Genomic DNA, 19773 nt, shown 5'->3' with positions numbered 1-19773 from the left:
TTGTTTTGAATGTTTAAGGAAAGCCCGCCTAACTCCGTATCAAACGTAGTAAGCGGGCCTGTTATTGCCTGTTTAATTGTTTGCTTCTAGTGCCTGGTTTACCAGATCTTCACCAATCTCAGGAATATACTTGTCATATACAGATCTGGATGCTTCTCTGAAGGCATCCTTCTGTTTATCAGTCAGCTCATTAACCTGCATGCCGCCTTCTTTAAGCTTGTCCAAAAACTCTTTATCCTGCTTTTGAGCAATTTCACGTTGTTCATCCCTATATTCAAGTGAGGCTTCTGTAATTACTTCTTGCAAATCCTCCGGCAGATTATTGTAAAAATCATTGTTCATCAATAGAATCGTAGCAGCATACACATGGCCACTCATAGTTAAGTAGTCCTGCACCTCATAAAACTTGTTTGTGTAATAAAGGGAAATAGGACATTCCATAGCGTCGTATGTTTTTTGCTGAAGAGCAGTATACAGCTCTCCAAAAGCAAATGGTGAAGCATTAGCCCCGAAAGATTTAAAAGTATCTGTGTGGACAGGATTTTCCAGGGTACGAAACTTCATTCCCTTTAGATCCTCAGGACTTTCAATCGGTCCGTTGTTGTTGGACATATGTCTGAAACCATTTTCGGCAAACACTAGACCTTTCAGATCATTATTCTCGAGATCCTTCAATAGGGTCTCCCCTAATTCCCCATCCAATGCCTTATAAGCAGCTTCGTTGGAGTTAAACAAGAATGGAAGGTCAAACACCATGAATTTTTTGTTAAAAGAAGCAAGCGGGGCTACTGCAGGAATCGTCATCTCAACATTCCCAAGCTGGACTGCTTCAATCGCTTCACGGTCAGACCCATAAAGAGACCCATTTGGGTAAAGCTGTACTTCGATTCTACCGTTTGACCGTTCCTCCACATTTTTTTTAAATGTCTCTGCGGCAATATGGCTGGATTGTTCTTCAGGAACGAGATGGGCAATACGGATCGTATATTTATCTCCGTCCCCCCCCTCTCCCCCGCTGGATTTACTATCTCCTGCAGTAGGCCTTCCGCAACCGCTGACGATTAGGACTGCAATAAGCATCGTGAGCCATAACAACTTCTTCATTAAAATTCCCCCTCTTTTAAATAAATTTGTATTCGCTTGCCAACCTGCTGCATGTGATATTCCATCTTTATTTTAGCTAATGAAATATCTCTATCTTTTAAAGCATTGACAATGGATTTATGCTCCTCAACAGCATCCTTGACACTAATTGGGAGGGTTTTTGATAATAATAGAAAAGCACGGTTAACCCCTTTGTTCAATTGTTTAATCATTTCTGCCAATGTTTTATTTTTGTTTCTTTCTGCAAGTAGCAAATGAAAGGCCAAATCCAAATCATTGAATTCTTGATAATCCAGATCCTTAATGGTTCTTTCCTGCATCTCAATATTCTTTTCCAGGTCAGATATCAAAGCCTCATCAAGCGTAAATTCAATCGTTTGAATATTGTAAGCTTCAAGAACAGAACGAACTTCCAAATAATCGAGGGCCTCCGACGGCGAATAGGAAGCAACTACCGCCCGCTTCCCCTTTTCCATGACAATCAAGCCATCCTGGGCAAGAAGCTGAAGGGCTTCTCTTAATGGTGTCCGGCTTATCCCTAAATCTCCTGCTACCTTTTCCTCAGGTAGCACATCACCTGGGGAAAGATCTCCGGAAATAATAGATTGTTTAATAATGTCATAGGCTTGTTCACCTAGTGAGCGTTCCTTTGCAATTTTTTTCATCTGATGCCTCCAAAATTCAACTGTATACTGTATACAGTTATAATAACCTCTGTTAAAATAAATGTAAACAAATTTTTAAAAAATTATAAATATTCTAAGAGTGGAGATGAATTAGCATTGTTTAACGATCTTCTAAAGATTCTCGGTAAAGAAAAAGTAAGCAAAAGCGAAACTCAGCTTTATAACCACAGTAAAGATGAATCCTATCATCCTCACACAGAACCCGATGTGGTCGTTTTCCCCTCCTGCACCAAAGATGTCCAGCTGGTCGTACAGTACGCCCATAAACATGCCATTCCACTTGTTCAGTATGGAGCAGGATCAGGACTTGAAGGCCAAGCTATTCCCATTAATAAAGGAATAAGCATAAACTTTGAGAAAATGAATCGGATTGTTTCTTTCCGGCCTGAGGATATGATGGTAACTGTTCAGCCCGGCATTACCCGTCTACAACTGAATGAACAGCTAAACCGTCATGGTCTTTTCTTTCCGGTTGATCCGGGTGCAGATGCCACCATTGGTGGCATGGCTGCTACGAATGCGAGCGGGACAGCTGCTGTTAGATATGGAACGATGAGAGATCAAGTGTTAAAGCTTGAAATCGTCCTTCCTGACGGGAGGTTGATTCAAAGCGGAAGTCTTGCAAAGAAATCATCCTCTGGCTATCACCTAAACGGAATGTTTGTTGGGTCGGAAGGAACTCTAGGTATTTTTACTGAAATTACCCTAAAGCTTTCCGGCATTCCGGAACATATTCTCGCCGCGCGCTGTTCCTTCCCGGATATACGGGCATGTGCGAGTGCGGCAGAATCCATCCTCATGGCCGGCATTCCAGTTGCACGAATGGAGCTCGTCGATCAGGTTAGTATGATTAAAGTGAATGAATACAGCAACACCTCCTACCCTGCTGCCCATTCACTCTTTTTCGAGTTCCACGGAAATCAAAGCGGTGTGGAGGAAGACTCCAAATTGGTTGAAATGATTGTGGTAGAAGCAGGAAGCAAGGATTGGGTAGTCGAAGCCAAATCAAAGGAGCGGGCTATGTTGTGGAAAGCACGCCATTACTTAGCCTATGCTTTCCGACATCAGAATCCCTCTTTGAAAGCCGGCGGAACCGATGTATGTGTTCCGATTTCAAAACTGGCTGAACTGATCGTCTTTGCAAGAGAAATCATTGACCAGGAAGGGATAGAGGGAGGCGTTCTCGGCCACATTGGAGATGGAAACTTTCATACCATTTTTCTTTATGATCCCGAAAATTCTGTTCAAATGAAAGCGATAGAAAAAATTGACGAACAAATCGTTAGCCTTTCCCTTTCGTATGGAGGTACATGCACGGGAGAACATGGAGTGGGATTGGGAAAAATAAAATACCAACAGGAGGAACACGGGGAAGCCTTAGAACTTATGTATGGGATAAAGCAGCTGATTGATCCGAAGAAGATTATGAATCCTGGGAAGGTCTTGCCGGTGAGGGTGTTGAAGTGAGGATATTAATGATACCTGTATTTTAAACAGGTGGAGACATTTTATTAAAAATTGATATAAAAAACTGTGCAGCTTTCATTTGGAGAAAAATTACCATTAATAATATCGTCAGATTTTCCCCATCCTATAAAAAGAAAAATATATTTGGAGGTAATTTCATGGCACAGTTAAGAGATATCATGACATCAAATGTTGTTACTGTTAACGAAACACAAACCGTACAGGAAGCTGCAGCGTTAATGAGCCAATATAATATCGGAGCTATCCCAGTAGTAAATAACAGCAGACAAATAGTTGGAATTGTAACGGATCGTGATATTACCCTTCGTACGACAGCACAAGGTGAAAATGCTCAAACACCAGTATCTCAAGTCATGACTGCACAGCAAATCGTACAAGGCACACCTGATATGGATGTTCATCAAGCATCAAATTTAATGGCACAGCAGCAAATTCGCCGATTGCCGGTAACCGAAAATGGACAAATAGTGGGAATGGTTGCTTTAGGTGATTTAGCCGTACAAAATCAATATGCAAACGAGGCAGAACAGGCATTACAAAGTATTTCAACTCCTTCCGCACCTCAACAATAGTAAGGGGTTACTTGATTGTCATAAAATAATAAATAGCACAGACCAGGCCTGGGTCTGTGCTAAAATTCAACCTTTTGTTCAACTCTTCTGTTCAATAGCAAAAGAAGTGACTTTACTTATGCCGTAAATCGTACCCAATCGTTAAGTGAATACTTTTACAAGAACCCCACGAAGAAAATACGATAGCATTTTCGAAGATCACGCGCCTTCCGCTCCAATCAACTCAGTAGTAAACTCAGTTAGCCGCCCAAAAGAAACATACTTTACGAAATAGCCTTTTTAAAAAAGGGTTCTTAACAGTTATAAAAATTGACCAGCATCTATGCTAGTGGATTTTTTCCCCTTAACCTGCTTTAACGTCGCTACTATAAGAAAGCTAACAATCACTAATAATAGCCATGAACTCACCTTTCCTAGATGAACAAGACTCCATGCATCGGTTTGGTTTGGATATTCCCAAGCTCCAAAGAACGTAGCGATATTTTCGGCTATCCATATAAAAAATCCGATGAGCACAAAAGAAAGTCCGAGTGTCATACTGTAACGACTTCCATCAACCTCGTATGTGACCCATGATTGCCAAAAGGCGATCATGACAAGTCCAGATAACCACCAACGAACATCAATCCAATAATGGTGGGTGAAAAAATTCAAATAAATCGCAGCTGCAAGAGGTACAACTACCAAAAAGGGTGGCCACTTAACCAGTTCAACCTTTAACCTCCTCCACGCCTGGCAAAGATAACTCGCTACACTTGCATACATGAATCCGCTATACAAAGGCACTCCAAAAATTTTGAAATATCCTTGCTCTGGATAAGACCAGGAGCCCATATGTACCTTAAAAAGTTCAAGAGCAAGGCCAATAAGGTGGAACAATGTGATAACCTTTAGTTCGTCCTGTGTTTCAAGCCCAGAACGTACCATCCACCACTGCATCAGAAGGCAGATGATAAGCAGCCAGTCATAACGTGGAAGGAAGGGAAGAGGCATGAATTGTGTAAAAGCCAAAGAGGCAAAAATAACGACAGGAAACAAACATGATAGGGCCTGCTCCCAACCAAAACGAAAAAGTTGTTTTAGCGCTCTCATAATTTTTGCCTCCATTTTTATATTCATGAGTAACTCTCCCCTTTTATGAAATAACGGAAATGACATCTTTCTATTCCTTTCAATTATTCCTACTTTTATTTATCCTGGGTGCCTTCATCACTTCGGTATTCTAAAATATCTCCGGGCTGACATTCTAATGCTTTGCAAATTGCCTCTAATGTTGAAAATCTGATTGCTTTTGCCTTTCCATTTTTCAAAATAGAAAGGTTAGCCATTGTGATTCCAACCCTCTCTGAAAGTTCTGTTACGCTCATTTTCCTTTTCGCCAACATCACATCAATATTGATTATAATTGCCATGTTAATCACCTCAGACCGTTAAATCATTTTCTGATTTTATATCAATCGCTTCTTGTAAAAGTTTTTGGAGAACAGCCGCAAAGACTGCGATCACCATCGAAGCAAAAGGAACAACCAATCCGACAAAGATGACACCTGGAGCGTCGTCTTTCTCCGCAAAAAGATAGAAGAGCGGCAATACTAGCACATGTAAACAGCTGATTGTGATTGCACAGTATTTGATTTTCTTTAAAGCATTTACAGAAACTTGCGAGAAAGCTTTATTATTGTCAATATAGCGTAAAAGTTTGAAAGCCTGATACAAAGCAAAGTAAAAAGGGATCGCCGAAGCATAAAAAATAATGGAAACGAGATATTTTATATAAGCAAACTCAGGAAGCAATTCTGCTGTAACATTCCCTATCTCAGGCACCAAAAAGATGCACAAAGCAAGAACTGGGACTCCCAAAAGAATAACAGCTATTTTTAAAAACAACGTTGTAACTTTTTTCATAAAAAGCACCTCACATATTTATTATCAAATTGAATTTAACACATATTTTATCGTTTTACAATAAATAATTAATGATTATAATTACATTTTTATTGATATGGAAATATCCCTTTAATTTTAGACAAAGATAAAAAGCATTCCTCAATACAAAGAAATGCTCTAAACTTTAAACAATCAATTTATAACTTGTTCTGCTAACCTGCCCCGTTTTGTTAAAGAAAACAATTAGGTAATTTTCCTAATTACTATTTTCCTGTACATCCCATTTAGCATTATTGGGGTATCTTCTTCTACTATTATATTTTTATTATTGTTAAGATATATTTCTTCAAAACTCCTACCAATATCAGTTCCTAATACACTAATAATGGGTCTTAAAAGCATTTTAGGTAACGAAAGTTTACTATTTTGAGGTGTGAATTTATCAAAAAATATTATTTTCCCATCCGTTTGTAAAACTCTAACCATCTCTTTAAAACACTTATTTGCATCACACTACAGATAGAATCAGATTTGCTACTACATAGTCGAAAGATTCATTATCGCTAAAAACATCACTTGTTATGTCAATGTTACAAATGGTACCTTTATTAAATCAGGTTCCCCCACTCTTCCATTGCGGCGGTTTCTCCATCCAGCCGTTATGGATCATGCTTTGGGCTCCACGGTGGATGTACTCGAAATGTCTTTAAAGAAGTGCCTGCTTTGGTGGTGCCATTTCGCAGGATGAAGGCCGTACGGATTGCGTTTTTTCCTAAAGGTAAGCTTAAAAAAGGCAAAAAAAAGAACCTCCTAAGAGGCCCCCTGTTCTTTCCGGTCAAGATAGAAACTTAATACTTGCTTGAGGGATTGGTCCAGCTGCACCCATTCATCAAGTTTGTAATTATTTAAAACCTTTGCAAGGTTTGGCTTAATGCCGATTAATTTTATGATGCTGCCGGTCATGAAGTTCAATGTTTTGATAAGCTGGGTGAATTTTTCAATGCCTTTGTCCTCCACTTCCCCAACTGCGGTAAGATCAAAGAGGATTTCACCATATTCACCGGCAAACACAGACTTTAGGCAGCTTTCGGATATCACATTGATTTTATCTGCTGTAATATCCCCAAATAAAGGGATCAGGCACATGGATTCCGATAGAGGGATAAATGGGCCTGACAAGTGATTCAAGCGGATCAGTACCTGCTCAAGCTCTTCCTTTTTCTCCAAAAGCTCAAAATCGGTGGAGGCAAGTCGTCCCTGCAGCTCCAACAGCTTGTTCATCAGGACTTCATTCGAGCTGTCTTTCGGCAAAAAAATCATATTGGCACAATCATCGCTGTCCCATAAAATATGAACATCAAATAATGCAAGCGGAGCATCCTTTGTCTTCATGTTCAGCTCCAGCTTAACAGGTTCCATCCCGGTCCCCCTGCTGTAATGGACAAGCTTTTCAATGCTTTCCTCATCTATTATACCCTTCAAATTTCCATCGCTAAGGTCAAAGCTATCCCTCGCCAAAGTGGAATAGCTAAGAATTTCTCCGTTTCTGTCAGCTTTTAAAAAAGCGAGCGGAAGCGTTTGATTAAAATATTGCATTTTGCTGTCCTCCCGCCTGATAGTTTTGCAGCCATTCCTTCGTTTCGAGCAAATCACGTAAAATAACGGTGCCTTCCGCACAATAAGGAACCAGATCATATTTACCCGCTAAACGCCCTCCTAAAAGTACGGCCGGTTTGTGCCGAAGCTTTGCACATTCGGCAGCATATTCCTTAAGCTTTGGCAGGTGATAAACAATGCTTACAGACAAGCCTATCACATTCGGCTTCCATTCTTTTGCGGTTTTAAGCGCGTATTCCAAAGGCAGGCTCGGACCAAAACATTTCGTTTCCCAGCCATTCTCTTCAAATAAGCTATTGACCATTTTCAGGCCAATATAATGCTGCTCGCCGTCCAGGCAAAGAAACATGGCTTTTTGTCCTGATTCTATTTTATCTCGGCTATAAGCCAGTTTTGACAGCACAAAATCACATGTAGCCGTAGCTAAATGTTCATCCGCAACCGTTATTTTATTCGTCTCCCAGAGAAAGCCGATATGCTGCATGGCAGGCGTAATCAGATTTTGATAGACTTCCAGGCGTGATAAATCCCGATGCTTCTGAAGATGCTCCCACACTTTCGCAGAATCTCCTTCCAGTAAAAAAGAAGCAAGCGTCTCAGCATACTGCATATTACACCTCTCCCTTCACTGGTTCGCCTTTCAGTACAGCAATTGCTGCGGATAAATAAAGAGTGAACGCTTCTGCTTGCTGTTCGTCCTCTCCTTTTACTTCTCTCAGAACAGTGTGAATTAGTTCAAAATTGTCAATCAAATGCTGTGTCTTCATCCCATGCTTTGTTAAAATGCCATTAAGCCAGAAGGCATAATCCGTGAAAAATGCAGCTTGATTTAATTCATAGGCCGACTGGAGATGCTTCATATGGTGATGGTTATCTTCGCGGCACTTCTCTTTCCCCTTCTCGCCGAATCGCTCAAGCAAGGAAGGTTCCCGTTCATAAATCATTTCGGTTACTTTATTGACGATCCCATCAAAATTCACTTAGCCACCACCTTGTATTGCGACACTTTCGGAACCACCGCAGCCAATTCCTGGTCGGGGTACTTTTTCTCCAAATCATGGATTCTCTTAAAATCTTCGCTTCGAACCCAATTTAAATAGCTTTCCTTTGTATCAAAAATCAGCTGGACAGTCAGCTCGCCCGGGCGCTTATCATTTTGCAGCAGCAAAAAGTCTACAAACCCCTCAGCACCATCGACCGACCGTGAGCGATTTTTATATATGTGAATGACTTCTTCCGATTTTTCATCGGGAACATCAAATGTTGAAAAAACCGTATACATGTATTCTCCTCCTATTTTCGGGAGTTTTCAGGCTTCTCAAGTATAACATAGTGTTGGAGTTTGTTCTTTTTGGAGGGTTTGGAGATGTTTCATTGCGCAGGCGGATAAGCCGATTAATTTAACTGCTATGCGGTTTCTGGACGTTCATCTGTTCTTTAACTACCATATTCTCTCCCTCTCCTCATTTTTGGTCGTTAATCCGGCTCTTTAACTTCCATATCCCTTCCATATCCCTTCCATCTCCTCGCTTTTGGTCGTTAATCCGGCTCTTTAACTTCCATATCCCTTCCATCTCCTCATTTTTGGTCGTTAATCCGGTGCTTTAGCTACCATATTCTCTCCCTCTCCTCGTTTTTGGTCGTTAATCCGGTTCTTTAACTTCCATATTCTTTCCGTCTCCTCATTTTTGGTCGTTAATCCGGTTCTTTAACTTCCATATTCTCTCCCTCTCCTCGCTTTTGGTCGTTAATCTAACTCTTTAACTACCATATCCATTCCATCTCCTCATTTTTGGTCGTTAATCCAGCTCTTTAGCTACCATACTCTTTCCGTCTCCTCATTTTTGGTCGTTAATCCAGCTCTTTAGCTACCATACTCTCTCCGTCTCCTCATTTTTGGTCGTTAATCCAGCTCTTTAGCTACCATACTCTTTCCGTCTCCTCATTTTTGGTCGTTAATCCAGCTCTTTAGCTACCATACTCTTTCCGTCTCCTCATTTTTGGTCGTTAATCCAGCTCTTTAGCTACCATATTCTCTCTCCTCATTTTTGGTCGTTAATCCTTCTTATTAACTACCTTTGCCGCCCTTCTCCGATTTTTGGTCATTAAGATAACGTAAGCCTTTATTTATTACTGCCATGTATTGCCGTATTCAATTTCATCCATTAGCTCTAATTATCTCAGCCTTAAGCCTGAGAGAAAGATATGTCTCTGGCTCGTTATGGCTCCTGTTCATCCGCGTTAAGATGATACATGTAACAATTGTTAAGTTTTTCCTGCAAACAAGGTCTGATTTTGGCGAAATAGGTCGTACGAATTATTAGTATTTTAAAGGAAAAATGGTTATTATTACCTATTTTCTGTGTATAATTAGATCTTGAGTGCAAATTTTGACTATTAGGGAGCAAGGAGAATGTTTATGAAATTATTGAAGCTGATTGTACAGAGAAAAATTTTGGTCGGGTTAATAACGGTATTGATTTTAGCCATCGGCAGCTATTCTATTCTTGAATTGGATAAAGAGTTGATGCCGCCTGTGACGATGGATGGAGCTTATGTGGAGATCAGCGCTGGTGAGATGGCTGCCATAGAAGTGGAGCGATCGATCACCAACCCCTTGGAGCAGCAAATCAGGGGGATTGACGGAGTAGAAGGCATTGACTCGACAACGACAATCGGGCGGAGCTCTCTTCAAATAACCTTTGAACAGGGCCGCGGCGATGACCTTTTTAAGGAAGTAGAGTCAATCGTAAATGCCGCCAAGGGGGATAATGCTGGAATCACAGAGGTCATGGCAGGACAGTATGGAACGGCTCAAACCTACGAGTTTTATATGGATGTTTCCGGTGGCACAATGGAAGAGATGACCAATTTTGCTAAAAATGTTCTCGAGCCCCGTTTAGAAGCATTGCCTGAAGTCCGCGACGTATCACTGGCAGGCGTACAGGAGCATGAGATTACAATTGAATTGAACCGCTCCGAAATGGCGGAAAAAGGGCTGGATGCCACAGCAATAATCAGTTCGATCCAGCAGGTGAACAGCGAAGCAACACTCGGGGAACTGAGCAGCGATTCAAACTCTCCTTCCCTTCGCTGGAACACGAAATTGGAAAATATGGACGATGTAAAAAATATAAAAATTCCGACACAGGCGGGATTCATTGAATTGGAGGAAGTAGCAGACGTTTCCCTTCAGCCGCTTGAAAGCTCCTCCTTTGTCTGGAAAAATGGCACAAAAGACTTTATCTTTGTCCAGGTAGGCCGCGTTTCGGATGCTACACAAATTGACATGGCGGCAGCAGTCCGTACCGAAATCAAGAATATCCGTGAAGATGGATTGGTTAAAGGCTTCGAACTGAATGAAATGGTCGCGCAGGCGGATTACGTCCAGGAATCGATTGATGGGGTAACCGGCAATATTCTTATTGGAGGCGTCATTGCGATTGCGATTCTGCTGATCTTTTTGCGGAATCTGAGGGCCACTTTTATCATCGGCCTATCAATCCCCACTTCTATCCTGCTGACTTTTACTGCGATGTGGGTATTTGATTACAGCTTTAACATCCTAACCCTGATTGGTTTGGGACTTGGAATTGGAATGATGGTCGATTCCTCCATTGTTATTTTGGAATCAATCTATCGAAAGAAAGAGCAAGGCTTGGGCAAGCTGGAATCCGTTTTAGAAGGAACCAAGGAAGTTTCATCTGCTGTTATTGCTTCCATGCTGACGACGATCGTCGTATTCCTGCCGATTGGCCTGATTGGAGGCGATATGGGGCAATTCATGATCATGCTGTCTGCGGTTGTAGCGATTACATTGATCAGCTCGGTTATCGTATCGTTCACACTGATCCCTTCTCTTTCTGAAAAATTGCTGAAGCTCCGCAAATCGAAAAAAGAAAGCAAAGAAGGACCGATTATGCGCCTGTATAGCCGTATCGTCGCCTGGATAATCAAGAAAAAACGCTACAGCTTTGCAATCATTGCAATCTTTTTCCTGCTTTTTGCCGGATCCTTGACGCTTGTGACAAAAATTCCGATGACGATTATGCCAGATATGTTCAATCGTTACACCGAGCTGATGGTTGATCTGGAAACAGGCGTTTCAATAGAAGATAAAGAGGAGATTGCACAAAACATAAATCAAAAACTACAATCCATCGAGGATGTAGAGTCCAATTACGTCATGGATAACGGCGGCATGTTTTATACCATTATCAACATGACAAAGGGTGAAGACATTACAAGGGAACAAAAAGACATTAATGAAGATATTATGAAAGAACTCCGTAGCCTATCAGATACCCTTCCAGTTGAAAATGTCCAAGGAGCTATGTCGGCTGGAGGCAGTTCTCCAGTTCAAGTGAATATTAAAGGCGAAGATTTTGAACAATTGCAGGCAGTTGCCGGCGATTTTACTCAAGAACTTGAAGGCATTGATGGCATTGTTGGTGTGACAAATTCCATGGAGCGCACTTCCGAAGAACAGGTTGTCGTTATAAAGGAAGAAGCGATTGAAAAAGCAGGATTAACACAGCCGCAAATTAGGCAATTCATCGAGCAGGCCTTTTTGACAATGCCAGTAGGAGAAATGACGGTAAACGAAGAAAATGTGCCGCTTGCCCTAAAATGGGCCGAGAAAACCGATTCCAAATCGTCCCTATTGGATTTAAAAGTCCCAACAGCACAGGGCGAGAAAACTTTATCTTCTTTTATCCAATTGGAGAGTGTGGAAACACCGAATGAAATTTCCCATCGTGATGGCGAGCGTTTCCTGTCCATCTCGGCTGATATGGAGGGCAAAGACCTTGGCGCTATTAACCGTGACGTACAAAAGCTGATCAGCGACTTTGCTGCACCTGCTGGCTATACCGTTTCAGTTGCCGGCGACCTTGAGCAGCAGCAGGAATTGATCATGGATATGGTGTTTGTGTTAGCCATCGCAATCTTCCTTGTGTACCTGGTGATGGCCGTCCAATTTAACCACCTTGGCCATCCGCTTATCGTCATGTCCGTGATCCCTATGACAATCGTTGGTGTCATTCTCGGATTGTTCCTTACACAAATGGAGCTTAGTGTCATGTCAGGCATGGGAATCGTGATGCTGATTGGAATTGTTCTCAACAACGCCATCCTGTTGATCGACCGGACGAACCAGCTGCGCACTGAAGGATTCTCTGTTGAGGAAGCCCTTTTAGAAGCAGGGAAAAACCGGATTCGCCCCATCTTTATGACCACATTGACAACAGCCGGCGGCATGCTGCCATTGGCATTGGCATCCGGAACTTCCGGCAACTACCAGGCCCCTATGGCGACAGTCATTATTTCCGGTCTGCTATTTGCCACCTTCATCACCCTGCTGCTGATTCCGGCCGTTTACCGCTTGTTTACAACCTCCAGCCTTCGTTTCGGCTGGCTGAAGAAAAAGCGGAAAAAGGAACGAAATGATGTAAAAGCAGTACCAGGAACATAACAATTAACGCAAAAACCCCCTTTAAAAACGGAGGGGGTTTTTGCATAAAATTCCGGGCCATGGCGGAAGTTTCAAACACTATGGACAAGGGCTCTACCCTTCCGAATTTTCTTTCATATATTATTAGCAGATTAATGGAAAGGAGAGTAACCTATGTGCCATTATTGTGTTGAGTACCATTCTTACAAAAAGAAAACCTGCCATGACCCACATTGCAAAATCTGCTGCAAAAAGAAAGAAAGCCATGAAAATCACTGCTGCAAAAAATGCTGCCACGACCACAGCCACCATTGCTCCTGCAAAAAATGCTGCCACGAATGCCATCATCATTCCTGCTGCAAAAAGTGCTGCTGCTAGAATTGCTTTTGTGAAAATAGTAAACAAGCTTTACTTTAAAAAGCAGGTTATTCCTGCTTTTTTTTTGCTGTCATTTTACATATGGAATTCCTCTCGGTTACCTGGATGAAGAGTCATTTAAAAACAAAATATTTCTGTCCAAAATAATTGGTTAGCGTGTAAATCGCTGCTCCCATGAATACGGCAAGCTCTACACGGGAAAGTTCATACCCCGAAAGGTTAAAATCCTGCACGACCTCTGCGGCCAAATCGCTTATTGCATAAGAAAGAAAGTAACTAAATAAAATGACAGAAATAAAACGGACAGCACTCTTTTGAATGCAGGCCTTACTCTGAAAAGTAAAGGCCCTATTTAGATAATAGCTGATTGCAGCTCCAATGCTATTTCCGATAAAAGTAGCTGTCCAGTATGACATTCCGATTAAATTCAAAAGGATAAATATAATAGATAGACCAGCCAACGTATTAACCGCTCCAACAATCAAAAAACGAATAAAGGTATTAGTTCGTTTCAGATAATTTTCCAAAATTAATGCCAGTGAACTCATTTTCAGTTCCTCCGTCCGAAGCCAGGTGAGGGGAAATAGGCATATTAAAAGCATCAATTTCTACTGAAAATTTTGGTCTCCTCTTTGTTTCTTTATATATTTTCCCAATATATTCCCCCACTAAGCCAATAGCCGTAAGCTGCAGCCCGCCAAGCATCCAGATTGAAGTAATCAAGGAAGTCCAGCCGGTTTCGGTTTCACCAAAAAACCTTAATCCAAGAAAGTAAATGCCAAATAGAAGACTAATAAAAAATGAGCATATCCCCAATGCCATGACCATTCGGATCGGTGTAACAGAAAATGAGGTAATGCCTTCAAAGCAAAAGGCAATCATTTTTTTCAAAGGATACTTGGACTCTCCCGCAAGCCGTTCTTTACGATCATAATACACACTGGCCGTTTTAAATCCGAGCAATGGCACGATCCCGCGCAGGAACATGTTTGTCTCCTCATATCGTTGAAGTTCTTCCAACGCACGTTTGCTCATTAAGCGGAAGTCTGCGTGATTATAAACAAGATCGACTCCCATCTTCTTCATCATCTTATAGAATCCCTGAGCAGTGCTTCTTTTGAAAAAAGTATCAGTATCCCGTTTTCTCCTTACACCATAGACAATTTCATACCCTTCCCGGAATTTCAACATAAACTCCCGGATTACTGAAATATCGTCCTGAAGATCCGCATCGATTGAAACAGCACAATCCGCGGCCTTTCCTGCTGCTGATAAACCAGCAAGCAATGCATTCTGGTGCCCCACATTTCTGGAAAGCTTTATTCCCCTAACCTTATCATTATTTAAGCTTTGCTTGTAAATGATTGGCCAAGTCCGATCTTTGCTTCCGTCATCCACAAACAGAATTTTGCTTTTATCCGAAGCTAGATTTTCGTTCTCCAGTTCTTCAAGCAATTGGCTAAGTTGTTTAATCGTTTCCGGCAGTACCTCCTCTTCGTTATAGCAAGGAACCACGATGGTGAGTACTGGGTTGTTCATTTTTTTCCTCCTGATTATATGGCTTTATAAAGGTAGATTTTCCATATAGAGCTTTTTGATTCAAAAACCTTTTCTAAGTGCAGAGCGTTATCTGCAGCATTATCGATTGGAACGGATGAAAAAATATAAGAACCACCCATTGCCTTGAATGCACCTGTATTCAATTGAAGGTTTTTCAGCCTTTTTTTCGTATGCTTTTTAAACATATAATGCTTTCCGAGCTCGTCCGTAAAGATATAGCACCTTCCACCCCATTCATCAAAGTAGATGCGGATTCTTTTGTTTTTTTCCAGTTCTTTTTCAATTATTGTCCGAAACTGATATTTGTACGTTAAGGGGTAAAAATTGTTATACGTATCTAAAGTGTAGAAGCCATTATACTGGGCGATGGCAGGGTGAAGGCCGATGCTTGCGACACGGTAATCTTCCTGCGGGCGCCCAATATAGTTCTTAATATCAGTAAACTGCTTTTCTGCATAAAATTGCTTTACAGTAGGCTTATCCTGAAAGAGAATTTCTTCATTAAAAAATAAAGCGACAATCACTTGTGCCAGCACAAAAACGGGAACCTGCCGCCTCCAAAACTGGCCACGGGACCAAATGATTTTCAAGGACAGGGCAAAAAGAACATAAATAACCAGAGGCCGTAAGAAGTGATACCTGGCAAAGTTGAATGTATCAAGAACATGAAAGCGCTCAGTAAGCGGCAGCCAGCCTTTGTAAAACCAGAAGGCATACCATGCTGATAAAGCAAAGTTTAGGAAAAAAAGGAACAAAAACACCTTTTCATCTTTCCAGTTCTTTTGCCAAATAATCATGAAAAGGGCTATGAACATAAGCGGGAGGATGACTAAGGTGTGGATGGTTGCAGCATGGTGGTGTCCCAGAGCAAAATTTTTAAATGTCAGCCGGAGGCAATGCCAAAAGGTTAACCTTGCATGGAAATATTCATCACGGCTGTTTGGTTCATCGTCAAATAGAAAGGAATAAACAAGCCTGTATTCAACAATAAAAAATATTCCGGTCATATAAGCAATCGATAATAGAAATGGCCAATTCCACTTTCTTTTTCTGATTACATCTGTCAGCCAAAAGATTCCCATGGCACTCAGGAAAAAGAAAAATCCCAGAACGATGCTCGCATACATGGGCAATAAGGTTAAGACAAGGATGTTTCTCAAGGATCTTTCCCCTTGCCTGATATTTAAAAATGCCCAAAGCGCAAGCGGCATCCCAAGAGTGCTCAGCATACCGGATGGCCAAAATGGAGTGAAGGCAAATGCCAGCGCTGTCCCAATCGTAACCGGTGCCCACTTCTCTTCTTTAAGAAAATGCTTTTTCAAAAGCAAATACATTCCAATAAAAGCAAACACTCTTGTAATCGTCTGGCTGAGAGCATAGGCAATCATGGCCGGAAAGAGAGCATAAAGCCAAACAATTAAGGTGAATTCAGAGCCAAACGCGTTCCGGGATAGGTTTCCGTTCATAATTTGCGGAATGACTGCATCAATCGGCCCTGTAAGCTGGCCGCTTTCGGCGAGGACTTTATACCATGCAAGATTGGAATCCAAATTATCGTGAACGCGAATATGAGCGTTTTCACCTAATATGTACAACGGAGACACAAACAAAGCTAAAGCAATAAAGGCAAGGATAAGAAGTTTTTTCTCGGCTGTTATTTTTTTCAACTGCAACCTTTACACCTCTAGGTTCAAGATTATTTATAGGTTAGGGTTCACGAACTGGTGCAAAATATTCCGGAACATCCATATTCAACCCAATAAAGGGGATAATACAACCTGCCGGCATCATAAAAATAAAGTGAAGCTGCCTGCAAGCTGATGTATTACAGTAACCCATAGATAGCCTATAACTAAATGGCGGTTCATGCTGGGGGAAGACTGTGGAAAAATGGGAGGGGTTATATGATTAAAAAAGCGGTAATTCCTGCTGCAGGCCTCGGAACGCGTTTTCTGCCGGCCACAAAGGCTCAGCCAAAGGAAATGCTCCCTATCGTCGACAAGCCGGCCATCCAATATATTGTTGAAGAAGCAATCGCTTCGGGGATTGAAGATATCATCATCATAACCGGCAGGAATAAAAGGGCCATTGAAGATCATTTCGATAAATCAGTTGAAATGGAATTATTGCTGAAGAAGAACGGAAAGCTGGAAATTCTTGAGGAAGTTCGCGAAATTTCCAATCTGGCAGATATTCATTATGTCAGGCAAAAGGATCCTCTTGGGTTGGGCCACGCCATTTTATGCGCCAAAAAATTTATTGGCCATCAGCCCTTCGCTGTCCTTCTCGGTGATGACATCATTGACGGCAAAAAGCCAGCATTGCTGCAGATGATCGAGCAATATAACAAAATGGGTACGAGTATCCTTGGATGCAGTGAGGTTCCCATTTCTGAAGTAAGTAAATATGGGATAGTCGGTTACTCAGAGCAGCGGGACGCATTATATAAAGTTGACAGCCTTGTTGAAAAACCCCCAATCGATACCGCTCCCTCAACCCATGCCATTATTGGCCGATATATTTTAACTCCATCTATTTTTGAAATGCTTGAAAACGGCAAGCCTGACAGCAAGGGAGAATTACAGCTGACAGATGCGCTTCATTTATTACTCGGCCACGAGAGAATGTATTCTTATTTAATCCAGGGCAATCGTTATGATGTTGGCGATAAATTTGGGTTTTTAAAAGCCTCTATTGACTTTGCTTTGCAAAGACCTGACCTGAAGGAGAAACTATTACTATATTTGAAGCAAATTCGCCTATGAATTTTTATCATTTATATCCGTCAAGGTGAGACCTGGGCTATCTCCATGCATCTTGGATCATCTGGCGGATGGATGATTTTTTTGGATTCCTGTCCAACATGTCCCAAGGCCGGGCATGATAATGAAATAAGGAAAAGCCCTCATCCTCAAAGGTTTTCACCGCTCTTTTCTGCGCTGATCTTCTTTAATCCCAAAACCACGAAACAAACAGCCAAAAACAAGAGAATAAAGCCAATAAACGAATAAGTATGCTTCCAATGAATCAGTTCGAATATATTCAAAAGGCTAAATAAAGGTTCAATGATATAGGCAAAAATGGCGGCTAGAATGACCGATGCTGCGCTAAAGCTTTTCCATGTGCGGAAATATTGATAAATCAGCATCCCTGAAACCGGGATGACCACAAAATCTGCAGGCATTAATGGCAGGATAAAATGAAACAATTTATCAGGGTATCCCCATAGCAAAAGATCAACACCCAATACATCCAGAAAACACGCAAAGACCCCACACATTAAACCGAAAGCAAGGATTTCAAAAAAACGCTCCTTTTCCACCAGCCTCCACCAAATAAAAAAAGGAAGAATGGTGGCAGCCATTAACAGCCACCAGTTAAAGCTAAACAAATCGTCCTGCACCCAATGTTCAAAAGAAACATCCCTTAACTTTTCCCTAACTTTTTGCACCTCTTCGTATGAAGGAAATTTACTCATAGCATCACCTGCTGTGCGAGTTCTTGTACATTCTATTCATCTTTCCCCACGCAAGAAGTTACATACAGTAAACCGATGTATTTAATAATATATGTATACAAAAAAGCGGCTGGCCTAAGCCAACCGCTCTCCTCTTAGTATTCACCTTTTAGTCCTGCATAAATCAAAATCGCTTCCCTTAAAAACTCTGCGGCATTTGGATGAATTTTATCATAATAGGCTTTAAATCTTTCGTCTGCCACATACATTTCCGCAAGGCCTGCATGGGCCTCTTTGCTATATTCACTCCAATAAAACGTGATCCATTGTTTATGAAGATCGGCTGCTTCTTGCGCAAGTTCACCTGCCGGATTGCCTGATTGAATCGCTTCAGCTAAAGTGCTATTCACTTTCTCAGCCAACTGGGTAACAGCCTCATGCTCCTCCTGGGTCATATTCATAACCTTGGCATTTGCCTTTTCTACAGTCTCATCCCCGTATTTTTCACGGATTTCTTTCCCGTACTTTTTCTCATTATCATCAATCATCTTCTTTTTGAATCCTTCAAACTTTTCCTTGTCTGACATGGTCGTTCTCCCTTCTACTGACGCAATGGTTTTTTCTACATTCGCAATAAGCAAATCCAGCTGTATTCTTTTCTCAAGGAGTTTCTCGCGATGCTCCTTCAGTGCATCCGCAGCATCAAAAGCTGGTGCTGAAATGAGCTCTTTAATCTGATCCAAGCTAACGCCAAGCTCTCGGTAAAAAAGGATCTGCTGCAGCCTGTCAACCTCCCGCTGGCCATAAATCCGGTATCCCGACGAATTGGTTCTTGCCGGCTTAAGAATCTCAATTTCATCATAATACCTTAGAGTCCTTGTACTCACCCCCGCCAGCTGAGCAAGCTTTTGCACTGTGTACTCCATACGGAAATATCCTCCTTTCGAAAATATAGAAAGTACTTTCTGCTTATTACGATACACCTTTACGCAGCGTGAAGGTCAAATGGTTTTTATAAAAAATTTGCCTCTTGGGGCCCATTCACCTGTCCAGCTGCTTCACTAGGAGAGCTCCCGTTGTTTTTATCATCCTGCATCCTTCCAGATCCTGCTCCTTAATCAATCCAAGGTCCAATGCAGATTTAATTTTTCCTTCATCTGGCCTTTTTTGAATAAGGTCCAGGAAGTTCAGTTTTTCCAGCTTTTGAACAGTCGTTTCCTGATCAAATTTCTCCAATTTTCGAATCTGCCGTTGCAGTTTGTAATTATCGATCGTGACTTCACCTTTCTCATTCTGTCCGACTGCCGTATCGAAATACTGGTGGAACAGATCTTTTAGTTTTTCCAGCTCGGTTTCCAAATCCTTTTTCCTGCGGTTCAACTCAACAAAACGGACCAGCATATCTTTTGTAAGGATGCTCTCGCTGTTTACCAAATCGATCGCCTCTTTTCTCAGATGATACTTCATCTTATTTTGGAAGAGGCGGTGTTATGCGTGTCCTAAAGAACATTCGTTTGTGTCCTTTTAGAAGATTGGGTAGGAGTTTCGCGGATAAATTTAAATTTCCCCGTT

At 41.5% G+C, this 19773-nt stretch carries 21 protein-coding genes; 4 read left to right on the top strand and 17 right to left on the bottom strand.

What is annotated here, in order from left to right; genetic code table 11:
* Nucleotides 1–72: 72 nt before the first annotated feature.
* Together IQ19_RS08935 and IQ19_RS08930 are read right to left on the bottom strand one after the other, a co-directional pair.
* Nucleotides 73–1104 (bottom strand): TRAP transporter substrate-binding protein, encoded by a 1032-nt coding sequence (locus IQ19_RS08935; RefSeq protein ID WP_144542083.1) that lies wholly within the window; start codon nt 1102–1104, stop codon nt 73–75.
* A complete protein-coding gene (locus tag IQ19_RS08930; protein ID WP_144542082.1) occupies nt 1104–1769 on the bottom strand; it encodes a GntR family transcriptional regulator in 666 nt (221 codons plus the stop codon). The genes IQ19_RS08935 and IQ19_RS08930 overlap by 1 nt, the downstream gene beginning before the upstream one ends.
* 117 nt (nt 1770–1886) lie before the next feature.
* On the opposite strand from IQ19_RS08930, the gene IQ19_RS08925 reads away from it, so the two are divergent.
* Nucleotides 1887–3257 (top strand): FAD-binding oxidoreductase, encoded by a 1371-nt coding sequence (locus IQ19_RS08925; RefSeq protein WP_242020944.1) that lies wholly within the window; start codon nt 1887–1889, stop codon nt 3255–3257.
* A 158-nt stretch (nt 3258–3415) separates the two neighbouring features.
* Nucleotides 3416–3850: a CBS domain-containing protein gene (locus IQ19_RS08920; protein ID WP_144542080.1), complete on the top strand. Its 435-nt coding sequence runs from the start codon at nt 3416–3418 to the stop codon at nt 3848–3850.
* A 300-nt stretch (nt 3851–4150) separates the two neighbouring features.
* Here the strand turns inward: IQ19_RS08920 and IQ19_RS08915 are convergent, their stop codons facing one another.
* The 8 genes from IQ19_RS08915 to IQ19_RS08880 form a co-directional block, all read right to left on the bottom strand.
* Nucleotides 4151–4942 (bottom strand): DUF817 domain-containing protein, encoded by a 792-nt coding sequence (locus tag IQ19_RS08915; protein ID WP_144542339.1) that lies wholly within the window; start codon nt 4940–4942, stop codon nt 4151–4153.
* Between the two features lie 95 nt (nt 4943–5037).
* The gene (locus IQ19_RS08910) at nt 5038–5262 is read right to left on the bottom strand and encodes a helix-turn-helix domain-containing protein (RefSeq protein WP_144542079.1); all 225 of its coding nucleotides are present in this window, start codon (nt 5260–5262) and stop codon (nt 5038–5040) included.
* A 10-nt stretch (nt 5263–5272) separates the two neighbouring features.
* Complete coding sequence (locus IQ19_RS08905) at nt 5273–5755, bottom strand: DUF2975 domain-containing protein (RefSeq protein WP_144542078.1); 483 nt, start codon at nt 5753–5755, stop codon at nt 5273–5275.
* A gap of 225 nt (nt 5756–5980) precedes the next feature.
* On the bottom strand, nt 5981–6223 hold the full coding sequence (locus tag IQ19_RS08900; RefSeq protein ID WP_144542077.1) for a hypothetical protein: 243 nt from the start codon (nt 6221–6223) through the stop codon (nt 5981–5983).
* A gap of 324 nt (nt 6224–6547) precedes the next feature.
* Nucleotides 6548–7333, bottom strand: a complete 786-nt coding sequence (locus IQ19_RS08895; RefSeq protein ID WP_144542076.1) for an STAS domain-containing protein — start codon at nt 7331–7333, stop codon at nt 6548–6550.
* On the bottom strand, nt 7320–7964 hold the full coding sequence (locus IQ19_RS08890; protein WP_144542075.1) for a cobalamin B12-binding domain-containing protein: 645 nt from the start codon (nt 7962–7964) through the stop codon (nt 7320–7322). The genes IQ19_RS08895 and IQ19_RS08890 overlap by 14 nt, the downstream gene beginning before the upstream one ends.
* Nucleotide 7965: 1 nt before the next feature.
* Nucleotides 7966–8334: a hypothetical protein gene (locus IQ19_RS08885; RefSeq protein WP_144542074.1), complete on the bottom strand. Its 369-nt coding sequence runs from the start codon at nt 8332–8334 to the stop codon at nt 7966–7968.
* Nucleotides 8331–8636 (bottom strand): antibiotic biosynthesis monooxygenase family protein, encoded by a 306-nt coding sequence (locus IQ19_RS08880; protein ID WP_144542073.1) that lies wholly within the window; start codon nt 8634–8636, stop codon nt 8331–8333. The genes IQ19_RS08885 and IQ19_RS08880 overlap by 4 nt, the downstream gene beginning before the upstream one ends.
* A gap of 1137 nt (nt 8637–9773) precedes the next feature.
* Between IQ19_RS08880 and IQ19_RS08875 the strand changes: the two genes are divergently transcribed.
* Entirely contained in the window at nt 9774–12827 is a 3054-nt protein-coding gene (locus IQ19_RS08875; RefSeq protein ID WP_144542072.1) for an efflux RND transporter permease subunit, read from the top strand.
* Nucleotides 12828–12950: 123 nt separating this feature from the next.
* Here IQ19_RS08875 and IQ19_RS08870 read toward each other — a convergent pair whose 3' ends face one another.
* The 4 genes from IQ19_RS08870 to IQ19_RS08855 all read right to left on the bottom strand — a co-directional run bounded on the left by IQ19_RS08870 (nt 12951) and on the right by IQ19_RS08855 (nt 16417).
* Nucleotides 12951–13157, bottom strand: coding sequence for a hypothetical protein (locus IQ19_RS08870; protein WP_144542071.1), 207 nt, complete (start codon nt 13155–13157; stop codon nt 12951–12953).
* 140 nt (nt 13158–13297) lie between these two features.
* Nucleotides 13298–13732 (bottom strand): GtrA family protein, encoded by a 435-nt coding sequence (locus tag IQ19_RS08865; RefSeq protein ID WP_144542069.1) that lies wholly within the window; start codon nt 13730–13732, stop codon nt 13298–13300.
* Entirely contained in the window at nt 13686–14723 is a 1038-nt protein-coding gene (locus tag IQ19_RS08860) for a glycosyltransferase family 2 protein (RefSeq protein ID WP_144542067.1), read from the bottom strand. The genes IQ19_RS08865 and IQ19_RS08860 overlap by 47 nt, the downstream gene beginning before the upstream one ends.
* A 14-nt stretch (nt 14724–14737) precedes the next feature.
* Nucleotides 14738–16417, bottom strand: a complete 1680-nt coding sequence (locus IQ19_RS08855) for a DUF6044 family protein (protein ID WP_394137741.1) — start codon at nt 16415–16417, stop codon at nt 14738–14740.
* 231 nt (nt 16418–16648) lie between these two features.
* Here IQ19_RS08855 and galU point away from each other — a divergent pair, with 231 nt between their 5' ends.
* Nucleotides 16649–17509, top strand: a complete 861-nt coding sequence (galU, locus tag IQ19_RS08850) for a UTP--glucose-1-phosphate uridylyltransferase GalU (RefSeq protein WP_144542063.1) — start codon at nt 16649–16651, stop codon at nt 17507–17509.
* A gap of 146 nt (nt 17510–17655) precedes the next feature.
* On the opposite strand, the gene IQ19_RS08845 is transcribed toward galU, so the two are convergent.
* The 3 genes from IQ19_RS08845 to IQ19_RS08835 form a co-directional block, all read right to left on the bottom strand.
* Nucleotides 17656–18222, bottom strand: coding sequence for a CBO0543 family protein (locus IQ19_RS08845; protein ID WP_144542061.1), 567 nt, complete (start codon nt 18220–18222; stop codon nt 17656–17658).
* Nucleotides 18223–18356: 134 nt separating this feature from the next.
* Nucleotides 18357–19127: a MerR family transcriptional regulator gene (locus IQ19_RS08840; protein WP_144542060.1), complete on the bottom strand. Its 771-nt coding sequence runs from the start codon at nt 19125–19127 to the stop codon at nt 18357–18359.
* A gap of 115 nt (nt 19128–19242) precedes the next feature.
* Nucleotides 19243–19635 carry a hypothetical protein gene (locus tag IQ19_RS08835; RefSeq protein ID WP_242020943.1) on the bottom strand — a complete coding sequence of 131 codons (393 nt, stop codon included), beginning with the start codon at nt 19633–19635 and terminating at the stop codon, nt 19243–19245.
* Between the last annotated feature and the right edge of the window lie 138 nt (nt 19636–19773).

The sequence above is a fragment of the Cytobacillus oceanisediminis genome (genome assembly GCF_007830235.1).
GTDB classification, from domain to species: domain Bacteria; phylum Bacillota; class Bacilli; order Bacillales; family Cytobacillaceae; genus Cytobacillus; species Cytobacillus oceanisediminis.
The sequence above is the reverse complement of the archived record's forward strand: the minus strand, read 5'-3'. Positions and strand labels throughout refer to the sequence as shown.

Bases quoted from the DNA above. Each gene is read 5' to 3' on its own strand.
- IQ19_RS08935 (WP_144542083.1), bottom strand. From the start codon at position 1,104: ATGAAGAAGTTGTTATGGCTCACGATGCTTATTGCAGTCCTAATCGTC.
- IQ19_RS08930 (WP_144542082.1), bottom strand. From the start codon at position 1,769: ATGAAAAAAATTGCAAAGGAACGCTCACTAGGTGAACAAGCCTATGAC.
- IQ19_RS08920 (WP_144542080.1), top strand. From the start codon at position 3,416: ATGGCACAGTTAAGAGATATCATGACATCAAATGTTGTTACTGTTAAC.
- IQ19_RS08915 (WP_144542339.1), bottom strand. From the start codon at position 4,942: ATGAGAGCGCTAAAACAACTTTTTCGTTTTGGTTGGGAGCAGGCCCTA.
- IQ19_RS08910 (WP_144542079.1), bottom strand. From the start codon at position 5,262: ATGGCAATTATAATCAATATTGATGTGATGTTGGCGAAAAGGAAAATG.
- IQ19_RS08905 (WP_144542078.1), bottom strand. From the start codon at position 5,755: ATGAAAAAAGTTACAACGTTGTTTTTAAAAATAGCTGTTATTCTTTTG.
- IQ19_RS08900 (WP_144542077.1), bottom strand. From the start codon at position 6,223: ATGGTTAGAGTTTTACAAACGGATGGGAAAATAATATTTTTTGATAAA.
- IQ19_RS08895 (WP_144542076.1), bottom strand. From the start codon at position 7,333: ATGCAATATTTTAATCAAACGCTTCCGCTCGCTTTTTTAAAAGCTGAC.
- IQ19_RS08890 (WP_144542075.1), bottom strand. From the start codon at position 7,964: ATGCAGTATGCTGAGACGCTTGCTTCTTTTTTACTGGAAGGAGATTCT.
- IQ19_RS08880 (WP_144542073.1), bottom strand. From the start codon at position 8,636: ATGTATACGGTTTTTTCAACATTTGATGTTCCCGATGAAAAATCGGAA.
- IQ19_RS08875 (WP_144542072.1), top strand. From the start codon at position 9,774: ATGAAATTATTGAAGCTGATTGTACAGAGAAAAATTTTGGTCGGGTTA.
- IQ19_RS08870 (WP_144542071.1), bottom strand. From the start codon at position 13,157: ATGATGATGGCATTCGTGGCAGCATTTTTTGCAGGAGCAATGGTGGCT.
- IQ19_RS08865 (WP_144542069.1), bottom strand. From the start codon at position 13,732: ATGAGTTCACTGGCATTAATTTTGGAAAATTATCTGAAACGAACTAAT.
- IQ19_RS08860 (WP_144542067.1), bottom strand. From the start codon at position 14,723: ATGAACAACCCAGTACTCACCATCGTGGTTCCTTGCTATAACGAAGAG.
- galU (WP_144542063.1), top strand. From the start codon at position 16,649: ATGATTAAAAAAGCGGTAATTCCTGCTGCAGGCCTCGGAACGCGTTTT.
- IQ19_RS08845 (WP_144542061.1), bottom strand. From the start codon at position 18,222: ATGAGTAAATTTCCTTCATACGAAGAGGTGCAAAAAGTTAGGGAAAAG.
- IQ19_RS08840 (WP_144542060.1), bottom strand. From the start codon at position 19,127: ATGGAGTACACAGTGCAAAAGCTTGCTCAGCTGGCGGGGGTGAGTACA.